This window comes from Cereibacter ovatus (assembly GCF_900207575.1).
In the GTDB taxonomy this organism is placed as follows: Bacteria; Pseudomonadota; Alphaproteobacteria; order Rhodobacterales; family Rhodobacteraceae; genus Cereibacter_A; species Cereibacter_A ovatus.
In genome coordinates this window covers 245,608-261,610 of the sequence record NZ_OAOQ01000004.1, presented here as the reverse complement: position 1 = coordinate 261,610, position 16,003 = coordinate 245,608, and the positions used below count along the sequence as shown (strand labels likewise).

The following is a 16,003-nucleotide window of genomic DNA, read 5'->3' as shown; positions in this document are numbered from 1 at the left end:
GCGCCAAAGGCCGTGATGCAGGGAGTGACACGATGACCGAAGCCAATGGAGCGCCTGCCGAAGCCGGGCCGCAGGTCCGGATGCAGGTGCTGGCGCAATATGTGCGCGACATGTCGTTCGAGAACATGGTGGCCCAAAAGGGGCTTCAAACCGCCGATGTTCAGCCCGACATTCAGGTGCAGGTCAGCCTTGATGCGCGCAAGCGCACGACCGAACACCAGTATGAGGTGATCTCGAAGTTCAAGGTCACGTCGAAGAACAAGACGAACGGCGACACGCTGTTCCTGCTGGAACTGGATTACGGCGGGATCTTCCATATCGAGAACGTGCCGGAAGAGCAGCTTCACCCGTTCCTGCTGATCGAATGTCCGCGCCTGCTGTTCCCGTTCGTGCGCCGGATCATCTCGGACGTGACGCGCGACGGTGGCTTCCCGCCGCTGAACATCGACACGGTTGATTTTCTTGCGCTTTACCGGATGGAGCTGGCCCGCCGCGCCGAGGCACAGAAGGCCGCCCAGCCGCTGGCGAACTGATCAGCCGCGCTTCAGCCAGATCGCGCCGTCGCCCAGCTTGGCCACAAAGGCGGCATGGGCGGCGGCTTCTTCTTCGGTGATCCGCGACGGCAGCGGGGTCGGACGCGGGCGTGGGCGCCATTCGCCCGCCTCGCCACCGGACCGGCTGCTGTCGAGACGGGCCAGCCCGAAATCCGGCTGCCGGCCGCCGACAAGCTCTAGATAAACTTCGGCCAGAATTTCGCTGTCCAGCAGCGCCCCGTGCTTTTCGCGCGTCGAGTTGTCGACGCCAAACCGCCGGCACAGCGCATCGAGCGAGGCCGGCGCGCCGGGAAACCTTTGCCGCGCCAGCGCCAGCGTATCCAGCGCCCGGTCGAAGGGCAGGGCGGGCAGACCCACGCGCTTCAGTTCGAAGTTCAGGAATTTCATGTCGAAGGCGGCGTTGTGGATCACCAGCCGCGCCTCGCCGATGAAGGCCAGAAACTCGGACCCGATGGCGCGGAACACCGGCTTGTCGCGCAGGAACTCGTCGCCAAGACCATGAACCTCGAACGCCTCGACCGGCATCGGGCGTTCGGGGTTGATATATTGGTGATAGGTGCGACCGGTCGGCATGTGGTTCATCAGCTCGACCGCGCCGATTTCGACGATGCGGTGGCCTTCTGACGGCTCGAATCCGGTGGTTTCGGTGTCCAGAACGATTTCACGCATGGGGCAGGGTCCGGATATAGGCAAGAAGGGCGTGAACCGAGGCGCAGGCGGCGTCATGGCCAAGCGTCTCGATGATATGGGTGGCGCGGGCGCGTTTCTCGTGGTCGGGCATCTGCCGGGCAAGAATGGCGGTGAACTGTGCCTCGGTCATGGTGCCGCGCGCCAGCACGCGGGCACGTTGCAGGGCGGGCGGGGCCGTCACCAGCAGCGTGGCATCCATTCCGGCCTCGGCGCCGGTTTCAAACAGCAGCGGAATGTCCAGCACGACGATATCGGCGGCTGCCACAGCGACAAAAGCCGCGCGGTCGGCCGCCACCGCCGGATGCACGATGGATTCCAGCCGGGAAAGGGCGGTCGGATCGGCCCCGATCCAGTCGCGCAACGCCGCGCGATCCACCGCGCCCGCGACCACGGCGGCCGGGCAAAGCGCACCCACCGGCCCCACCAGCGCGCCCCCAGCGGCGTAAAGCCGGTGCACCGCGGCATCGGCATCCCAGACCGGAACGCCGGCTTCGGCAAAGAAGGCGGCGGTCGTGGATTTGCCCATCCCGATCGAGCCTGTCAGGCCCAGCCGGAACGGCGTCATTGTGCCAGCACCGCCGCGCGGGTGGCCTCGTCGATTTCGGGTCGGATGCCGAACCAGCGTTCGAACCCGGGTGCCGCCTGATGCAGCAGCATCCCCAGCCCGTCCACCACCCGGCAGCCGATCGCCTCGGCGCTGGCGAGAAGCCCGGTCTGTAGCGGCGTATAGACCAGATCCGAAACCACCGCCTTCGGGCTGAGCGCATCAAGCGGCACCCGGAATTCAGCCTTGCCGACCATGCCAAGCGAGGTGGTGTTCACCACCGTCGCCGCATCTTCCAGAATATTGCCGGCCTGAACCCAGTCTGAAACCACCAGCTTCGGCCCGAAATCGGCGCGCAAAGCATCGGCGCGGGCACGGCTGCGGTTGGCCAGCCGGATTTCAGGCACGCCCACTTCGATCAGCGCGGCCACCACCGCCCGCGCCGCACCGCCCGCACCCCAGACCACGGCAGGCCCGGCCTGCGGCACCCAGTCGGGCGCCTGCTGACGCAGGTTGGCGATGAAGCCCGCGCCATCGGTATTGTCGGCGTGAACCTTGCCATCCTTGCGGAAAATCAGCGTATTGGCCGCCCCGATCAGTGCGGCGCGATCGGTCACGATATCGGCAAGGCCAAGGATGGTTTCCTTGTGCGGGATCGTGACGTTCAGCCCCACGAACCCCAGCCGTGGCAGCATCGACAGCGCCTCGCGCAGGTCGGCCTGCGCCACATCCATCGGGATATAGTGCCCCTTCAGCCCATACCGCTTCAGCCAATAGCCATGCAGCGCCGGCGAGCGGCTGTGGGCGATGGGCGATCCGATCACCCCCGCCAGCGGAATGCGTGCAAGTTCGGTCATGTCGGGATGAAGCCTCTTTGTCCGAGATAATTCAAGAGCGGCAGAAGCGGCAGGCCAAGAACGGTGAAATAGTCGCCCTGCACCGCCGAGAACAGCCGCACACCCTCGGCTTCCAGATGATAGCCGCCGACGGAATGACGAACGGCGTCCCAGTTCCGGTCGATATAACCATCCAGCCAGTCATCGGAAAAGTCGCGCATGGTCAGGCGAACCTCGTCGGCATGGCGCCAGACCGGGCGGTTCGCCTCATACAGCACAAGCGCCGAAATCAGCCGATGGGTCTGGCCGCGCAGACGCAAAAGCTGGGCGCGCAGCGCGGCCGGGTCGGGCGCCTTGCCCCAGACCTCGGGGCCGAAGGCCAACACCTGATCGCAGCCAAGCACCAGCGCCTCGCGGTGGCGTTCGGCCAGTTTCTGCGCCTTCATCTCGGCCAGTGTACCGGCCACGTCGCGGGGAAGGGCGCCTTCGGCCTCCAACGCGGCGCGGATGCCGTCTTCGTCGATGCGCGCAGGCATCGGTTCGACCTGAAGGCCCGCCGCCCGAAGAAGCTGAAGCCGCGTTTCCGAGGCAGAGGCAAGGATCAGACGCATGGGGAGGATGCTGTGGATAATCTGCTTCTGTTCCTGACGGCGAATCCGGCACAAACAGGGCCGTTTCAGTCCGAAGCGCCGTCAAGCCCCCCTGTTATCAGGCAAAGCGCCAGAGTTGTCCACTCGTGCACAAACGCTTGTGATGGCCGTGGGTTTTTCCTCTACCCCAAGGGCGTGGACAGATGGGAAGCACGTCATCCACAAGACACCAAGCCCGCAACCATCTGTTCAAGCAGCGTAAATCGACCACTGTGAAAAATCGTCCACATCGATTCACACTTTTGCCCCCAGACCGCAGCCTGTGGAGAACCCATGGGGCAGATCCCGAAATCCAGTTATCCCTGCGCCCTACTGCATCATTCCTTTCTCTCTTTTCTTTTCTTAAGAGGATGTGCACGCCACCCGCAGGAGACGACGATGGGCACTTTTCTGGCCGAGTACTATTTGTGGACCAAATCGCTGCATGTGATCTCGGTCCTGGCCTGGATGGCGGGCCTGTTCTACCTGCCGCGGCTGTTCGTGTATCACGCCGAGGTGGTGAAGACCGGAACCGACACGGATGCGCTGTTCCAGACGATGGAACGGCGGCTGCTGCGGGCGATCATGAACCCGGCGGCGATCTCGACCTGGATCTTCGGGCTGGCGCTGGTGTTCACGCCGGGGATCGTCGACTGGTCGATGCTGTGGCCCTGGACCAAGGCGGGATCGGTGGTGGCGATGACGGCCTTCCACATGTGGCTGGCCGCCCGGCGCAAGGAATTCGCGGCCGGAACCAACACCCGGCCGGGGCGGACCTACCGGATGATGAACGAGCTTCCGACCCTGCTGATGCTGGTGATCGTGTTCTCAGCCGTGGCCAAGTGGAACTTCTGGGAGTTCTAAGACGATTGACTCGAAGGCCCGGTGCGCCTATGTGCGGCCTTGCAGGGCCGTCCGGCCCATTGCATTTCCCGTGCATCCCATTGGCGGCCGCAGTCCGTGGCCCCTTCAGTAACGGCAGATCGCCATGACCGAACGCCTCAATCTTGCCGACCTGAAAGCCAAGACACCGGCCGACCTGCTGGCGATGGCCGAGGAATGGGAGATCGAGAACGCCCCGTCGATGCGCAAGGGCGAGATGATGTTCTCGATCCTGAAAGAGCATGCCGAGGAAGGCTATGAGATCGGCGGCGACGGGGTGCTGGAAGTCTTGCAGGACGGCTTTGGCTTTCTGCGCTCGCCCGAGGCGAACTATCTGCCGGGCCCGGATGACATCTATGTCTCGCCCGAGATCCTGCGCCAGTTTTCGTTGCGCACCGGCGACACGATCGAAGGCGTGATCGTCGCCCCGCGTGAAAACGAGCGGTATTTCAGCCTGACGCGCGTCACGCGGATCAACTTCGACGATCCCGAACGGGCGCGCCACAAGGTGCATTTCGACAACCTGACGCCGCTTTACCCCGACGAGCGGCTGAAGATGGAAGTGGACGACCCGACGATGAAGGACCGCTCGGCGCGGATCATCGATCTGGTCGCGCCAATCGGCAAGGGCCAGCGCGGCCTGATCGTGGCGCCGCCGCGGACCGGCAAGACAGTGCTGTTGCAGAACATCGCCCATTCCATCGCGACCAACCATCCCGAGTGCTATCTGATCGTGCTGCTGATCGACGAGCGGCCGGAAGAGGTCACCGACATGCAACGCTCGGTCAAGGGCGAGGTCGTGTCCTCGACCTTCGATGAGCCGGCGACGCGGCATGTCGCGGTGGCCGAGATGGTGATTGAAAAGGCTAAGCGTCTGGTCGAACACAAGCGGGACGTGGTGATCTTGCTTGATTCGATCACCCGTCTGGGCCGAGCGTTCAACACCGTTGTGCCGTCTTCGGGCAAGGTGCTGACTGGCGGCGTCGATGCGAATGCCTTGCAGCGCCCGAAAAGGTTTTTTGGCGCAGCGCGGAACATCGAAGAGGGTGGCTCGTTGACGATCATCGCGACCGCGCTGATCGATACCGGCAGCCGGATGGACGAAGTGATCTTTGAAGAGTTCAAGGGTACCGGTAACTCGGAAATCGTGCTGGACCGCAAGGTGGCCGACAAGCGCGTGTTCCCGGCGATGGACATTCTGAAGTCCGGTACCCGGAAAGAGGATCTTCTGGTCGACAAGTCAGACCTGCAAAAGACCTATGTGCTGCGCCGCATCCTGAACCCGATGGGAACCACCGATGCCATCGAGTTCCTGATTTCGAAGCTGCGGCAAACCAAGAGCAACGCCGAATTCTTCGATTCGATGAACACCTGACCTGTTACGGGTTTTCGAGATGGAGACGATCTACGCCTTGGCCAGCGCACGCGGCAAGGCCGGGGTGGCGGTTTTGCGCCTTTCCGGTTCGCGGGCCCATGAGGCGGTGGCGGCCTTCAGTGCCGCATTGCCTGCGCCGCGCCGCGCCGCGCTGCGGCGGCTTCACTGGAACGGTGAGGTTCTGGATGAAGCGGTTGTGTTGCTGTTTTCCCATGGCGCCAGCTTCACCGGTGAAGAATCCGCTGAACTGCATTTGCATGGTAGTCCTGCGATCGTAGCCGCTGTGCTACGCGCCCTGTCAGAGCAACCGGGCCTGCGCCCGGCCGAACCGGGTGAGTTCACCCGACGCGCGCTGGAAAATGGGCGGCTTGATCTGGCACAGGTCGAGGGGCTTGCCGATCTGATCGATGCCGAAACCGAGGCGCAACGTCGGCAGGCGCTTCGGGTTCTGTCAGGCGCGATCGGCGCACGGGCGGAAGCCTGGCGGCGGGATCTGATCCGGTCAGCGGCCCTGATCGAGGCAACCATTGATTTCGCGGATGAGGACGTTCCGGTGGATGTCTCGCCCGAGGTTCTGGCACTTATCGATGGCCTGCTGGCGAATATGCGGCAAGAGGCGGCTGGATCTCGGGTTGCAGAGCGGGTCAGGGACGGGTTTGAGGTGGCCATTGTTGGCGCCCCGAATGCGGGTAAGTCCACACTGCTGAATGCTCTTGCACGGCGAGAGGCCGCGATTACATCCGAGATTGCCGGGACGACACGGGATGTCATCGAGGTTCGGATGGATCTTGAAGGCTTGCCGGTGACGCTTCTTGACACCGCCGGGCTGCGACAGACCACCGATCCGATCGAGCAGTTGGGCATAGATCGAGCCGTGGCCCGGGCGAATGGCGCGGATCTGCGCGTCTTCCTTCTGGATGAACCTGGGGCTGTGTCAGGAGTCGCAGCGCGGGACGGTGACATTTTCGTTCGGGCCAAAGCCGATCTGGTTGCCACGACGGACCTTGGTGTTTCCGGGCTGACGGGCCAGGGGGTGTCGGATCTCGTGTCCCTGATCACTCGACGATTGCAGGACCGGACCCTGACGGCCGGAAGTTTTACCCGAGAGCGCCATCGTCTGGCGATTGAGCGGGCGATTGGGGCTATGGAATCAGCCAGGTCTGAGGTAATGAGAGGCGCGCAACGGATAGAGTTGGCGGCGGAAGATCTGCGGCGGGCGATCCGTGCGCTTGACTCGCTTGTCGGTCGCGTGGACGTCGAGTCTCTGCTGGATGAGATTTTTGCCAGCTTCTGCATCGGGAAGTAAGGGTGTTTCACGTGAAACATTTTGACGTTGTCGTGGTCGGGGGAGGGCACGCCGGTTGTGAGGCTGCGGCGGCCGCAGCCCGGATGGGCGCGCGCACGGCACTGGTGACTCTGAAGCGGGATGGTATCGGCGTCATGTCATGCAACCCCGCAATCGGGGGGCTGGGCAAGGGGCATCTTGTCCGCGAGATCGACGCGTTTGACGGACTGATGGGCCGCGTTGCTGATGCGGCGGGGATTCAGTTTCGGCTTTTGAACCGGAAGAAGGGGCCCGCTGTCCAGGGGCCGCGCGCCCAGGCTGATCGGAAGCTGTATCGGCTTGGCATGCAAGCGGCGTTGGCTGCGCAGAACGGCTTGACGATTATCGAGGGTGAGGTGGTGGAGCTTCGCCTTCACCTTGGTCGAGTTTCCGGTGTGTTGCTCGCCGATGGAACAGGTATCGGCGCGGGCGCGGTCATTCTTACTGCGGGAACATTTCTGAACGGAACCATCCATATTGGGGACAGCCGCCGCCCTGGCGGGCGGATGGGTGATCAGCCCTCGGAACGCCTTGCGACACTTCTGGCAGATCTCGTCCCGGCACGAGGTCGTCTTAAAACCGGAACGCCGCCGCGGTTGGATGGGCGCAGCATCGACTGGTCGGGCTTGGAAATGCAGCCGGGCGATGATGACCCGGTGTTGTTTTCATTCCTCAGCCACGCCCCGCAAGCGCAGCAGATTGCGTGCGGCATTACATATACCAATGCGGCGACGCATGATATTGTTCGCAGCAACCTTCATCGGTCGGCGATGTATGGCGGGCATATTGACGGCGTGGGACCGCGTTATTGCCCTTCGATTGAGGACAAGATTGTCCGGTTTGCGGACAAGACAGGACATCAGGTTTTCCTTGAACCGGAGGGGCTGGATGATCCGACGGTTTATCCCAATGGGATTTCAACCTCGCTTCCGGCAGAGGTTCAGGAATCCTATGTTCGGACGATCCGCGGTCTTGAGCGGGTGACGATCCTGCAACCAGGCTATGCAATCGAATATGATTACTTTGACCCGCGCGAGTTGCGCCCGACGCTGGAAGTGAAATCGCTTGATGGCCTCTATTTCGCGGGGCAGATCAATGGAACGACCGGTTACGAGGAGGCCGCCGCACAGGGTCTGGTGGCGGGCCTGAACGCTGCGCTTGCGGTGCAGGGGCGTGCGCCAGTGCTGTTCGGTCGTGCCGATAGCTATATCGGCGTGATGATCGACGATTTGACCACCCGCGGAGTGACAGAGCCCTATCGGATGTTTACGTCACGGGCCGAATTCCGTCTGTCATTGCGGGCAGACAATGCAGATCAACGACTGACGCCGATCGCGCTGGGCCTTGGGTGCGTCGGGCGTCGTCGACAGGATGCATTCCTGCGCAAGGCTACGCTGTTGGCCGAGGGCAGGGCGCTGCTCGAAGCGGCAAGCCTGACGCCCGCTCAGATCGAGGCTGCCGGGGTTCGCATCAGCCAGGACGGCAATCGGCGTTCGGCCTTTGCGCTCATGGCGTTCGGACCGGAAGGCGTCGAGGCGGCCGATCGTCTTGTTGATGGTTACAGCGACCTGCCAGGGGATGTGCGTGAGCAGCTCGCCAAGGATGCCCTCTACGCGCAGTTCATCGATCGACAGGCGCATGAGGCGGCGGCGCTCCGGCGTGACGAGGCGGTCAAGATTCCCTCCGATTTCGACTACGGTGCCATTTCCGGCCTCTCGAACGAGCTGAAAGGCAAGCTTATGCGTGGTCGCCCCGAGACGATTGCTCATGCTGCGCGGATTGAAGGCATGACCCCATCAGCCCTTACCCTGATTTTGGCGCGCATTCGCCGCAGTCAGCGCGACAGGGTCGCGGGATGAACAGTGTAGTCGACGATGCCCTGAAGGGTGAGGATGTTTCACGTGAAACAGTGAAGCGGCTCCAGGATTTTGTGACGCTGGTGGTGAAATGGAATCCGGCGATCAATCTTGTCGCAAAATCCACGATCCCCGAAATCTGGCAACGCCATGTCCGGGATTCGATGCAGCTTTATCCGCTCGTGCAGGCCAATCCAAAGCGATGGCTTGATCTTGGCAGTGGAAGCGGATTTCCCGGCGTCGTTTTAGCCATTCTCGCACACCAGCGTGCACCCGAGGCGCGCTTTACTCTTGTCGAATCGGACCAGCGCAAGGCGGCCTTTTTGCGAACGGCATGCCATTCGCTTGGTCTGAACGCGCAGGTGCTGGCTGCACGCATCGAAAACCTGCCACCCCAGGCCGCGGATGTCATCACCGCACGGGCGCTTGCGCCGTTGGATAAGCTTTGCGCTCTGGCGGCACCCCATATTGCTGCCGGCGGTATCTGCCTGTTTCCGAAGGGCGGCTCTTACGCAGAAGAGGTTGCGGAAGCGCGACGGAACTGGAAGATGGATCTTGAGACGTTCGCAAGCGTCACCGATCCCGAAGCCGTCATCTTGAAGTTGAAAGCACTGGTTCATGTCTGACACGATGCTTCGCCCACCCCCGCGTATCATGGCAATCGCCAACCAGAAGGGGGGCGTGGGCAAGACCACGACAGCCATAAACCTTGCGGCAGGCTTGTCGGAACTGGGCGCGCAGGTTCTTGTGGTCGATCTCGATCCGCAGGGGAATGCTTCCACCGGCCTCGGCATCGATGCGGGTCGTCGGAAGTTGACATCGTACGATCTGATCCTGGATCGGCCGGATCTTGCCGATGTCATTCTGCCCACAAAAACCGACCGGCTTTTCATCTGCCCTGCCAATGCCGATCTTGCCTCTGCGGATATCGAACTGGCGGTGAACGAAAAGCGCAGCCAGCTTCTGCGTGAGGCCTTGCGCCAGCCAGCAATGGATGCCTTCGGCTTCGACTACGTTCTGATCGATTGCCCGCCTTCGCTCAGCCTGCTGACGGTGAACGCTCTTATTGCCTGCGATTCGGTGTTGGTCCCGCTTCAAAGCGAGTTTTTTGCGCTGGAAGGGCTGTCGCAATTGATGCTGACCATCCGCGAGGTGCGTTCGACGGCAAACACCAGCCTGCGGATCGAGGGCGTCTTGCTTACGATGTATGACAAGCGAAACAACCTGTCCCAGCTTGTCGAAGGCGATGCCCGGCAAAATCTTGGCGAACTTGTGTTCCAGACAATGATTCCGCGGAACGTCCGCGTGTCAGAGGCGCCGTCTTATGCCATGCCGGTTCTGGCCTATGATTCCGCCTCGAAGGGCAGCGAAGCGTATCGCGCGTTGTCGCAGGAAATTGCACGCCGGCACGGATTCGTTCGGACTCTGCCGGAAGCCGTTATTTGATGGAGAAGAAGATGGAACGTCGCGGGCTTGGTCGCGGCCTTTCGGCGCTTATGGCCGATATCCAGGTCGAGGTGGACCCGTCGGGGCAGGCGAGTGCCCGCCGGCCGGAACTGTTGGTGCCGGTCGAAAAGATCGTCCCGAATCCGAACCAGCCGCGCCGCGATTTCAGCCCTGACGCGCTTGAGGATCTGGCCGCATCGATTCGCCAGAAGGGTGTCATTCAGCCGCTGATCGTGCGGCCGCTTCCCAATTCGGATCGGTTCGAGATCGTCGCAGGAGAACGCCGCTGGCGAGCGTCGCAGCTTGCTCAGGTCCATGACCTGCCGGTGATTGTGCGGGACTTCGACGATACCGAAGTTCTCGAAGTTGCGATCATCGAAAACATCCAGCGTGCCGACCTTAATGCCATCGAAGAGGCGATGGGCTATCGTCAGTTGATGGACCGCTTCGGCCATACGCAGGAAAAGCTTGCCGAAGCCTTGTCAAAAAGCCGCTCTCATATCGCTAACCTTCTGAGATTGTTGCAACTTCCGGAAGATGTCCAGGGCTGGCTGCGTGAAGGCAAGCTGACGGCGGGCCATGCCCGCGCCCTTATTACAACGCCGAACGCGTCCGAACTGGCGCGTCAGGTCATCACCCGCAACCTGTCCGTCCGCGATACCGAGCGTCTGGCAAAGGGCACGCCCGAGCGGACAAAGGCCAGTGGCCCCCGCGCGAACCGGGAAAAGGATGCTGACACCCGCGCGTTGGAAGGGGATCTGTCCGCCAATCTGAAAATGGCGGTCACCATCGATCACGAACCGGGGGGTGAGGCTGGGCGTCTGATCATCCGCTACAACACGCTCGACGATCTCGATCTGCTCTGCCGCGCGCTTTCGGTCATGCCGAGGGACGGGTCCATATGAAGATCCCGGTGACGGTCAACACCGCCGCCTGAATCGCCAGGATTGTCGGCCGCAACTCCATCCCCACCGACAGGCCCAGCACCGCGACCATCGACAGGGTCGCAAGCTTCTTGCCCCGCAAAGAGATCGCGCCGGACCTTTCCCAGTCCTGAATCGGCGGCCCCATCACCGGGTGCGACAAAAGCCAGCGATGCAACCGTTCGGACGAGCGTGCAAAGCAAAACGCGGCCAAGATCAGGAACGGAACCGTCGGCACCAGCGGCAAAAAGATCCCGATCATGCCAAGCCCCAGCGCCGTCAGGCCGCCGGTCACCCAAAGCCAGTGCATTCTCAATCTCCTGCCAGGTCCGCGATCACCGAGTTCAGCACCATGCGCCCGTCGGTCGTCGCGCGCAGCCGGTTGCCGGCTCTTTCGATCATGCCAATTTCCACCAGATCGCGAAGCTTTCGCTCGTCAGGGTCCGCGCCGGAAATTGCCCTATAGCGCGGCAGGTCCAGTCCTTCGGACAGACGCAGGGCCATCATCAGATATTCCAGTCCTTGCTCTTGCCGGTCCAGCCGTGCGCGCGGCACTTCGCCATTTCCGTCACGCTCCACCTGTGCCAGCCATTCACCGGGTGACCTGGGCGCTTCGGTTGCCCAGCGATCCCCGTTCAGCGTCAGTCGCCCATGTGCGCCCGGCCCGATACCGGCATAATCTCCTGCACGCCAATAGATCAGATTGTGCCGTGATTCGCTTCCCGGTTGTGCGTGGTTTGACACTTCATAGGCCGGCAGCCCTGCGGCGGCGCAAATGTCCTGTGTCAGCACATACATATCGGCCGAAAGATCGTCGGGCGGCAGTCCCCGCAGTTTCCCGCGCTTGAAGCGGTCGCCAAAGGCGGTGCCGTCCTCGATGGTCAGTTGATACATCGACAGGTGGTCGGCGGCCATGGTCAGCGCCTCGGTCAGTTCCTGCCGCCAGTCGGCCAGAGACTGGTCCTGTCGCGCGTAGATCAGATCGAAGCTGACCCGGTCGAAGGTCGTGCGCGCCACATCGAAGGCCGCCCGCGCTTCCGCCACCGAATGCAGCCGGCCCAGCTTTTTCAGGTCGGCATCGTTCAGCGCCTGAATCCCCATCGAGACGCGGTTGACGCCGGCCTCGCGAAAGCCGCGGAACCGGCCGGCCTCGACCGAGCCGGGGTTGGCTTCCAGCGTCACTTCCAGATCATTGGCCAGCGGCCATGTTGCGCGCACCGTCTCAAGGATCGCCGCGACCAGATCGGGTTGCATCAACGAGGGCGTTCCGCCGCCGAAAAACACCGAATTCAGCACCCGGCCCGGCGTTTCGGCCCCGATACGGTGGATTTCGGACAAATAGGCGCGGCCCCAGCGATGCTGGTCTATTGTCGCAGCGACATGCGAGTTGAAATCGCAATAGGGGCATTTCGACTGGCAGAACGGCCAATGCAGGTAAAGCCCGAAGCCGCCGTTACGCCAGTCGTCCATTGCTACCCCTTGAAGGCTGTCACCTCGATCTCGACCAGCATCTCGGGCCGGATCAGCCCTGCGATGACCATGGTCGCTGCCGGGCGGATCTCGCCCAGCACGTCTCCCAGAACCGGCGTCAGCGCCTCGACAAGGCCGGCATCGGTCACCGTATATTGCACCCGCACGATGTCGGCCATGGTGAAGCCGGCTTCCTCAAGCACTCGTGCGATGGTGGCAAAGGCGGTGCGGGCCTGATCGGCGACGCCCTCGGGCATCGCCATCGTGGCATAATCATAGCCCGTCACGCCCGACACAAAGCACCAGCCGCCCTTCACCACCGCGCGGGAATAGCCCATCGTGGTCTCGAACGGGGATCCGGTGGAAATCCTTTTCACTTGAAGCAGCCATGCATCAGGTTGCGAAAGGCGCGGGCGCGGTGGCTGATCTCGTTCTTTTCCCAGCGGTCCATTTCGCCGAAGGTCTGGTCGAACCCGTCGGGCTGGAAGATCGGGTCATAGCCGTGGCCCTGATCGCCCCGCATCGGCCAGACCACCTGTCCCGGCATCACGCCTTCGAACACCTCGTCATGGCCGTCCGGCCAGGCAAGGACCAGCGTGCAGCGGAACTGCGCCTTGCGCGGGCAGGGGGCGTTCACCGCCTCCAGCTTTGCCCATGTGTCGGTCATCGCCTTCACGAAATCGCGGCCCGTGGGGGTCATCGCCCAGTCGGCGGTATAGACGCCCGGTGCCCCATCCAGCGCGTCGATGGTGATGCCGGAATCGTCGGCCAGTGCGGGCATGTTGGCGGCTTTCGCCGCCGCATGGGCCTTGATCCGGGCATTGCCGACAAAGGTGGTTTCGGTTTCTTCGGGTTCCGGCAGGTTCAGATCCGCGGCCGAGATCACCTCGACGCCAAAGGCTTCGAACAGCTGCGCGATTTCTTCCAGCTTGCCGCGGTTGTGGGTGGCGACCAGCAGCCGGTCGCCCGTGAATTTCCGCGTCATGCCAGCGCCGCCTTCTGTGCCTCCACCAGACCGGCAATCCCGGCCTCGGCCAGATCCAGCAGATGCCCCATTTCCTCGCGCGAGAAGGTGGCGCCTTCGGCCGACATCTGCACCTCGATCAGCCGGCCCCGGCCGGTCAGGATGAAGTTGCCGTCGGTGCCGGCGGTCGAATCCTCGGCATAGTCCAGATCCAGCACCGGCTGGCCGGCATAGATCCCGCAGGACACCGCCGCCACATGGTCCACGATCGGGTCCGATGTGATAAGGCCGGCCTTCAGCAGTTTGTTCACCGCCAGCCGCAGTGCAACCCACCCCCCGGTGATCGAGGCGCAGCGGGTGCCGCCGTCGGCCTGGATCACGTCGCAGTCGATCACGATCTGGCGTTCCCCCAGCGCCGAGCGGTCGATGCCCGCCCGCAGCGCGCGGCCGATCAGGCGCTGGATTTCCTGCGTGCGGCCGGTCTGCTTGCCGGCGGCTGCCTCGCGGCGGTTGCGCGAGGTGGTGGCGCGCGGCAGCATGCCGTATTCGGCCGTCACCCAGCCAAGGCCGGTGTTCTTCAGGAACGGCGGCGGCTTGTCCTCGATCGAGGCCGAGCACAGGACATGGGTCTCGCCCATCTTGATCAGGCACGAGCCTTCGGCGTGTTTCATCACATTGGGCTCGATCGAAACCGCCCTCATCTGGTTGAGCAGTCGGCCGGAAGGACGCATGGGGAACCTCATTTCTGGATTGCCGCCAGATAGGCCTCGGGACGTGTCGGATGCAACCCTGATTGACGGCGGGCAGGGGCGGTCGCTAAAGTCGGCAGTCGCTTGGAAGGCAAGGGAATGAACGAAGGCCGCAAGATCCTTTCCGAGATGAGCGACCGCTCGCGCGAGGTGTTCCGGCGGGTGGTCGAGGGCTATCTCGCATCGGGCGATCCGGTGGGGTCGCGCACGTTGACCCGCGCGATGTCCGAGAAGGTCAGCGCCGCCACCATCCGCAACGTCATGCAGGATCTGGAGTATCTGGGCCTGCTGGACAGCCCGCATGTCTCGGCGGGGCGGATTCCCACGCAGTTGGGGCTGCGGATGTTCGTCGACGGGCTGCTGGAGGTGGGCACCGTTTCAGACGAGGATCGGGTTCGGATCGATTCCAGCGGTGGCGGGAACGAAGATGATGTGACCTCGTTGCTGGACCGGGTGGGGGCGACGCTGTCGACAATCACCCATGGCGCAAGTCTGGTTCTTGCGCCCAAGCACGAGGCGCCGATCCGGCATATCGAATTTGTCAGCCTTGGGGCGGACAGGGCGCTGGTGGTGTTGGTGTTTGCCGATGGCCATGTCGAGAACCGGGTGTTCCGGCCGCCGCCGGGGCAGACGGCGTCTTCCATGCGAGAGGCTGCGAATTTCCTGAATGCGCTGGTCGAGGGGCGCTCGTTGTCCGATCTGCGCCGCAGCGTCGGTGACGAGATTTCCCGGCGGCGGCAGGAAATCGACGCGCTGGCGCATGAACTGGTGCAAAGCGGGCTGGCCTTGTGGGAAAACCCCGGCGAGCAGTCTGAACGGCTGATCGTGCGCGGACGGGCCAACCTGCTGGACGGATCGACCGAAGCCGCCGATTTCGACCGCATCCGCAGCTTGTTCGACGATCTGGAACGCAAGCGAGACATCGCCGAGTTTCTGGAACTGGCCGAGGGTGGTGAAGGTGTGCGCATTTTCATCGGTTCTGAAAACAAGCTTTTCTCACTTTCGGGTTCCTCTCTGGTGGTCTCTCCCTATATGAACACGGATCGGAAGATCATCGGCGCCATTGGCGTGATCGGACCGACGCGGCTGAACTACGGCCGCATCGTGCCGATCGTCGATTATACGGCGCAGCTGGTGGGTCGGCTGGTGTCGGACCGCGGCAAGGGATGACGGATATGACGAACGCAAGGAAAGACGAGATGGCCGAGGATCAGGCACCCCGGGACGAAATGGCAGAGGCACCCGAGTTGGCGCAGGCGCCCGGATTTGGCGAGCTGGAGGCGCTGCGCGCCGAGCGCGACGAGTTGCGCGACAAGTTCATGCGGGCGCTGGCCGATGCCGAAAACAGCCGCAAGCGTGCCGAACGTGACCGGCGCGAGGCCGAGCAATATGGCGGCACCCGTCTCGCCCGCGACCTGCTTCCGGTCTATGACAACCTGAGCCGTGCGCTGGATGCGGCTGGCGACGAGCATGGCGCTGTGGCCGCGGCCCTGATCGAGGGGGTGGAGCTGACGCTGCGCGAATTGCGCAACGTGATGACGAAGCATGGCGTGCAGCCGATCACGCCCAAGGTGGGCGATGTCTTCGATCCGCAGCATCATCAGGCGATGTTCGAGGCCCCGGTTCCCGGCACCAAGGCTGGCCATATCATTCAGGTGATGACCGAGGGCTTCATGATCCACGACCGGCTGTTGCGTCCGGCGCAGGTGGGTGTGTCGTCCAACACCGGCGCCTGATCCGGGGCCGTTCGTTGCCGGTTCC

The 16,003-nt window shown here is 63.0% G+C and carries 19 protein-coding genes; 10 read left to right on the top strand and 9 right to left on the bottom strand.

What is annotated here, in order from left to right; all coding sequences use genetic code 11:
* Positions 1-32: 32 nt before the first annotated feature.
* Entirely contained in the window at positions 33-533 is a 501-nt protein-coding gene (gene secB / locus CRO07_RS07500) for a protein-export chaperone SecB (protein WP_097030066.1), read from the top strand.
* On the opposite strand, the gene dnaQ is transcribed toward secB, so the two are convergent.
* The 4 genes from dnaQ to CRO07_RS07480 are packed head-to-tail and all read right to left on the bottom strand — an operon-like array spanning position 534 to position 3,235.
* Positions 534-1,223 carry a DNA polymerase III subunit epsilon gene (gene dnaQ / locus CRO07_RS07495; RefSeq protein ID WP_097030065.1) on the bottom strand — a complete coding sequence of 230 codons (690 nt, stop codon included), beginning with the start codon at positions 1,221-1,223 and terminating at the stop codon, positions 534-536.
* On the bottom strand, positions 1,216-1,809 hold the full coding sequence (gene coaE / locus CRO07_RS07490) for a dephospho-CoA kinase (protein ID WP_097030064.1): 594 nt from the start codon (positions 1,807-1,809) through the stop codon (positions 1,216-1,218). The genes dnaQ and coaE overlap by 8 nt, the downstream gene beginning before the upstream one ends.
* A complete protein-coding gene (locus tag CRO07_RS07485; RefSeq protein ID WP_097030063.1) occupies positions 1,806-2,645 on the bottom strand; it encodes a shikimate dehydrogenase in 840 nt (279 codons plus the stop codon). The genes coaE and CRO07_RS07485 overlap by 4 nt, the downstream gene beginning before the upstream one ends.
* The gene (locus CRO07_RS07480) at positions 2,642-3,235 is read right to left on the bottom strand and encodes a Maf family protein (RefSeq protein ID WP_097030062.1); all 594 of its coding nucleotides are present in this window, start codon (positions 3,233-3,235) and stop codon (positions 2,642-2,644) included. The genes CRO07_RS07485 and CRO07_RS07480 overlap by 4 nt, the downstream gene beginning before the upstream one ends.
* A 417-nt stretch (positions 3,236-3,652) precedes the next feature.
* Between CRO07_RS07480 and hemJ the strand changes: the two genes are divergently transcribed.
* From hemJ to CRO07_RS07445, 7 genes are all read left to right on the top strand, one after another.
* Positions 3,653-4,117, top strand: coding sequence for a protoporphyrinogen oxidase HemJ (gene hemJ / locus CRO07_RS07475; RefSeq protein ID WP_097030061.1), 465 nt, complete (start codon positions 3,653-3,655; stop codon positions 4,115-4,117).
* Between the two features lie 124 nt (positions 4,118-4,241).
* Positions 4,242-5,510 (top strand): transcription termination factor Rho, encoded by a 1,269-nt coding sequence (gene rho / locus CRO07_RS07470; RefSeq protein WP_097030060.1) that lies wholly within the window; start codon positions 4,242-4,244, stop codon positions 5,508-5,510.
* A 19-nt stretch (positions 5,511-5,529) separates the two neighbouring features.
* Positions 5,530-6,816 carry a tRNA uridine-5-carboxymethylaminomethyl(34) synthesis GTPase MnmE gene (mnmE, locus tag CRO07_RS07465; RefSeq protein WP_097030059.1) on the top strand — a complete coding sequence of 429 codons (1,287 nt, stop codon included), beginning with the start codon at positions 5,530-5,532 and terminating at the stop codon, positions 6,814-6,816.
* Positions 6,817-6,827: 11 nt separating this feature from the next.
* Positions 6,828-8,693, top strand: coding sequence for a tRNA uridine-5-carboxymethylaminomethyl(34) synthesis enzyme MnmG (mnmG, locus tag CRO07_RS07460; RefSeq protein WP_097030098.1), 1,866 nt, complete (start codon positions 6,828-6,830; stop codon positions 8,691-8,693).
* Positions 8,690-9,316 carry a 16S rRNA (guanine(527)-N(7))-methyltransferase RsmG gene (gene rsmG, locus CRO07_RS07455; protein ID WP_097030058.1) on the top strand — a complete coding sequence of 209 codons (627 nt, stop codon included), beginning with the start codon at positions 8,690-8,692 and terminating at the stop codon, positions 9,314-9,316. The genes mnmG and rsmG overlap by 4 nt, the downstream gene beginning before the upstream one ends.
* 4 nt (positions 9,317-9,320) lie before the next feature.
* Complete coding sequence (locus tag CRO07_RS07450; protein WP_176504510.1) at positions 9,321-10,136, top strand: ParA family protein; 816 nt, start codon at positions 9,321-9,323, stop codon at positions 10,134-10,136.
* On the top strand, positions 10,136-11,041 hold the full coding sequence (locus CRO07_RS07445) for a ParB/RepB/Spo0J family partition protein (protein ID WP_176504508.1): 906 nt from the start codon (positions 10,136-10,138) through the stop codon (positions 11,039-11,041). Before CRO07_RS07450 ends, CRO07_RS07445 begins: the two co-directional genes overlap by 1 nt.
* On the opposite strand, the gene CRO07_RS07440 is transcribed toward CRO07_RS07445, so the two are convergent.
* From CRO07_RS07440 to rph, 5 genes are read right to left on the bottom strand one after another with little or no spacing between them, the layout of a single operon-like run.
* A complete protein-coding gene (locus CRO07_RS07440) occupies positions 11,016-11,369 on the bottom strand; it encodes a YbaN family protein (protein ID WP_097030056.1) in 354 nt (117 codons plus the stop codon). The genes CRO07_RS07445 and CRO07_RS07440 overlap by 26 nt on opposite strands.
* Positions 11,370-11,371: 2 nt before the next feature.
* Entirely contained in the window at positions 11,372-12,529 is a 1,158-nt protein-coding gene (gene hemW / locus CRO07_RS07435; RefSeq protein ID WP_097030055.1) for a radical SAM family heme chaperone HemW, read from the bottom strand.
* A 2-nt stretch (positions 12,530-12,531) separates the two neighbouring features.
* The gene (locus CRO07_RS07430; RefSeq protein WP_097030054.1) at positions 12,532-12,906 is read right to left on the bottom strand and encodes a RidA family protein; all 375 of its coding nucleotides are present in this window, start codon (positions 12,904-12,906) and stop codon (positions 12,532-12,534) included.
* The gene (rdgB, locus tag CRO07_RS07425) at positions 12,903-13,514 is read right to left on the bottom strand and encodes an RdgB/HAM1 family non-canonical purine NTP pyrophosphatase (RefSeq protein WP_097030053.1); all 612 of its coding nucleotides are present in this window, start codon (positions 13,512-13,514) and stop codon (positions 12,903-12,905) included. Before rdgB ends, CRO07_RS07430 begins: the two co-directional genes overlap by 4 nt.
* On the bottom strand, positions 13,511-14,224 hold the full coding sequence (rph, locus tag CRO07_RS07420) for a ribonuclease PH (RefSeq protein ID WP_176504507.1): 714 nt from the start codon (positions 14,222-14,224) through the stop codon (positions 13,511-13,513). The genes rdgB and rph overlap by 4 nt, the downstream gene beginning before the upstream one ends.
* A gap of 117 nt (positions 14,225-14,341) precedes the next feature.
* Here rph and hrcA point away from each other — a divergent pair, with 117 nt between their 5' ends.
* A complete protein-coding gene (gene hrcA, locus CRO07_RS07415) occupies positions 14,342-15,412 on the top strand; it encodes a heat-inducible transcriptional repressor HrcA (RefSeq protein WP_097030051.1) in 1,071 nt (356 codons plus the stop codon).
* A 5-nt stretch (positions 15,413-15,417) separates the two neighbouring features.
* On the top strand, positions 15,418-15,978 hold the full coding sequence (locus tag CRO07_RS07410) for a nucleotide exchange factor GrpE (protein WP_176504506.1): 561 nt from the start codon (positions 15,418-15,420) through the stop codon (positions 15,976-15,978).
* Positions 15,979-16,003: the final 25 nt, after the last annotated feature.

Bases quoted from the DNA above. Each gene is read 5' to 3' on its own strand.
- secB (WP_097030066.1), top strand. From the start codon at position 33: ATGACCGAAGCCAATGGAGCGCCTGCCGAAGCCGGGCCGCAGGTCCGG.
- dnaQ (WP_097030065.1), bottom strand. From the start codon at position 1,223: ATGCGTGAAATCGTTCTGGACACCGAAACCACCGGATTCGAGCCGTCA.
- coaE (WP_097030064.1), bottom strand. From the start codon at position 1,809: ATGACGCCGTTCCGGCTGGGCCTGACAGGCTCGATCGGGATGGGCAAA.
- CRO07_RS07485 (WP_097030063.1), bottom strand. From the start codon at position 2,645: ATGACCGAACTTGCACGCATTCCGCTGGCGGGGGTGATCGGATCGCCC.
- CRO07_RS07480 (WP_097030062.1), bottom strand. From the start codon at position 3,235: ATGCGTCTGATCCTTGCCTCTGCCTCGGAAACGCGGCTTCAGCTTCTT.
- hemJ (WP_097030061.1), top strand. From the start codon at position 3,653: ATGGGCACTTTTCTGGCCGAGTACTATTTGTGGACCAAATCGCTGCAT.
- rho (WP_097030060.1), top strand. From the start codon at position 4,242: ATGACCGAACGCCTCAATCTTGCCGACCTGAAAGCCAAGACACCGGCC.
- mnmE (WP_097030059.1), top strand. From the start codon at position 5,530: ATGGAGACGATCTACGCCTTGGCCAGCGCACGCGGCAAGGCCGGGGTG.
- rsmG (WP_097030058.1), top strand. From the start codon at position 8,690: ATGAACAGTGTAGTCGACGATGCCCTGAAGGGTGAGGATGTTTCACGT.
- CRO07_RS07450 (WP_176504510.1), top strand. From the start codon at position 9,321: ATGCTTCGCCCACCCCCGCGTATCATGGCAATCGCCAACCAGAAGGGG.
- CRO07_RS07445 (WP_176504508.1), top strand. From the start codon at position 10,136: ATGGAGAAGAAGATGGAACGTCGCGGGCTTGGTCGCGGCCTTTCGGCG.
- CRO07_RS07440 (WP_097030056.1), bottom strand. From the start codon at position 11,369: ATGCACTGGCTTTGGGTGACCGGCGGCCTGACGGCGCTGGGGCTTGGC.
- hemW (WP_097030055.1), bottom strand. From the start codon at position 12,529: ATGGACGACTGGCGTAACGGCGGCTTCGGGCTTTACCTGCATTGGCCG.
- rdgB (WP_097030053.1), bottom strand. From the start codon at position 13,514: ATGACGCGGAAATTCACGGGCGACCGGCTGCTGGTCGCCACCCACAAC.
- rph (WP_176504507.1), bottom strand. From the start codon at position 14,224: ATGCGTCCTTCCGGCCGACTGCTCAACCAGATGAGGGCGGTTTCGATC.
- hrcA (WP_097030051.1), top strand. From the start codon at position 14,342: ATGAACGAAGGCCGCAAGATCCTTTCCGAGATGAGCGACCGCTCGCGC.
- CRO07_RS07410 (WP_176504506.1), top strand. From the start codon at position 15,418: ATGACGAACGCAAGGAAAGACGAGATGGCCGAGGATCAGGCACCCCGG.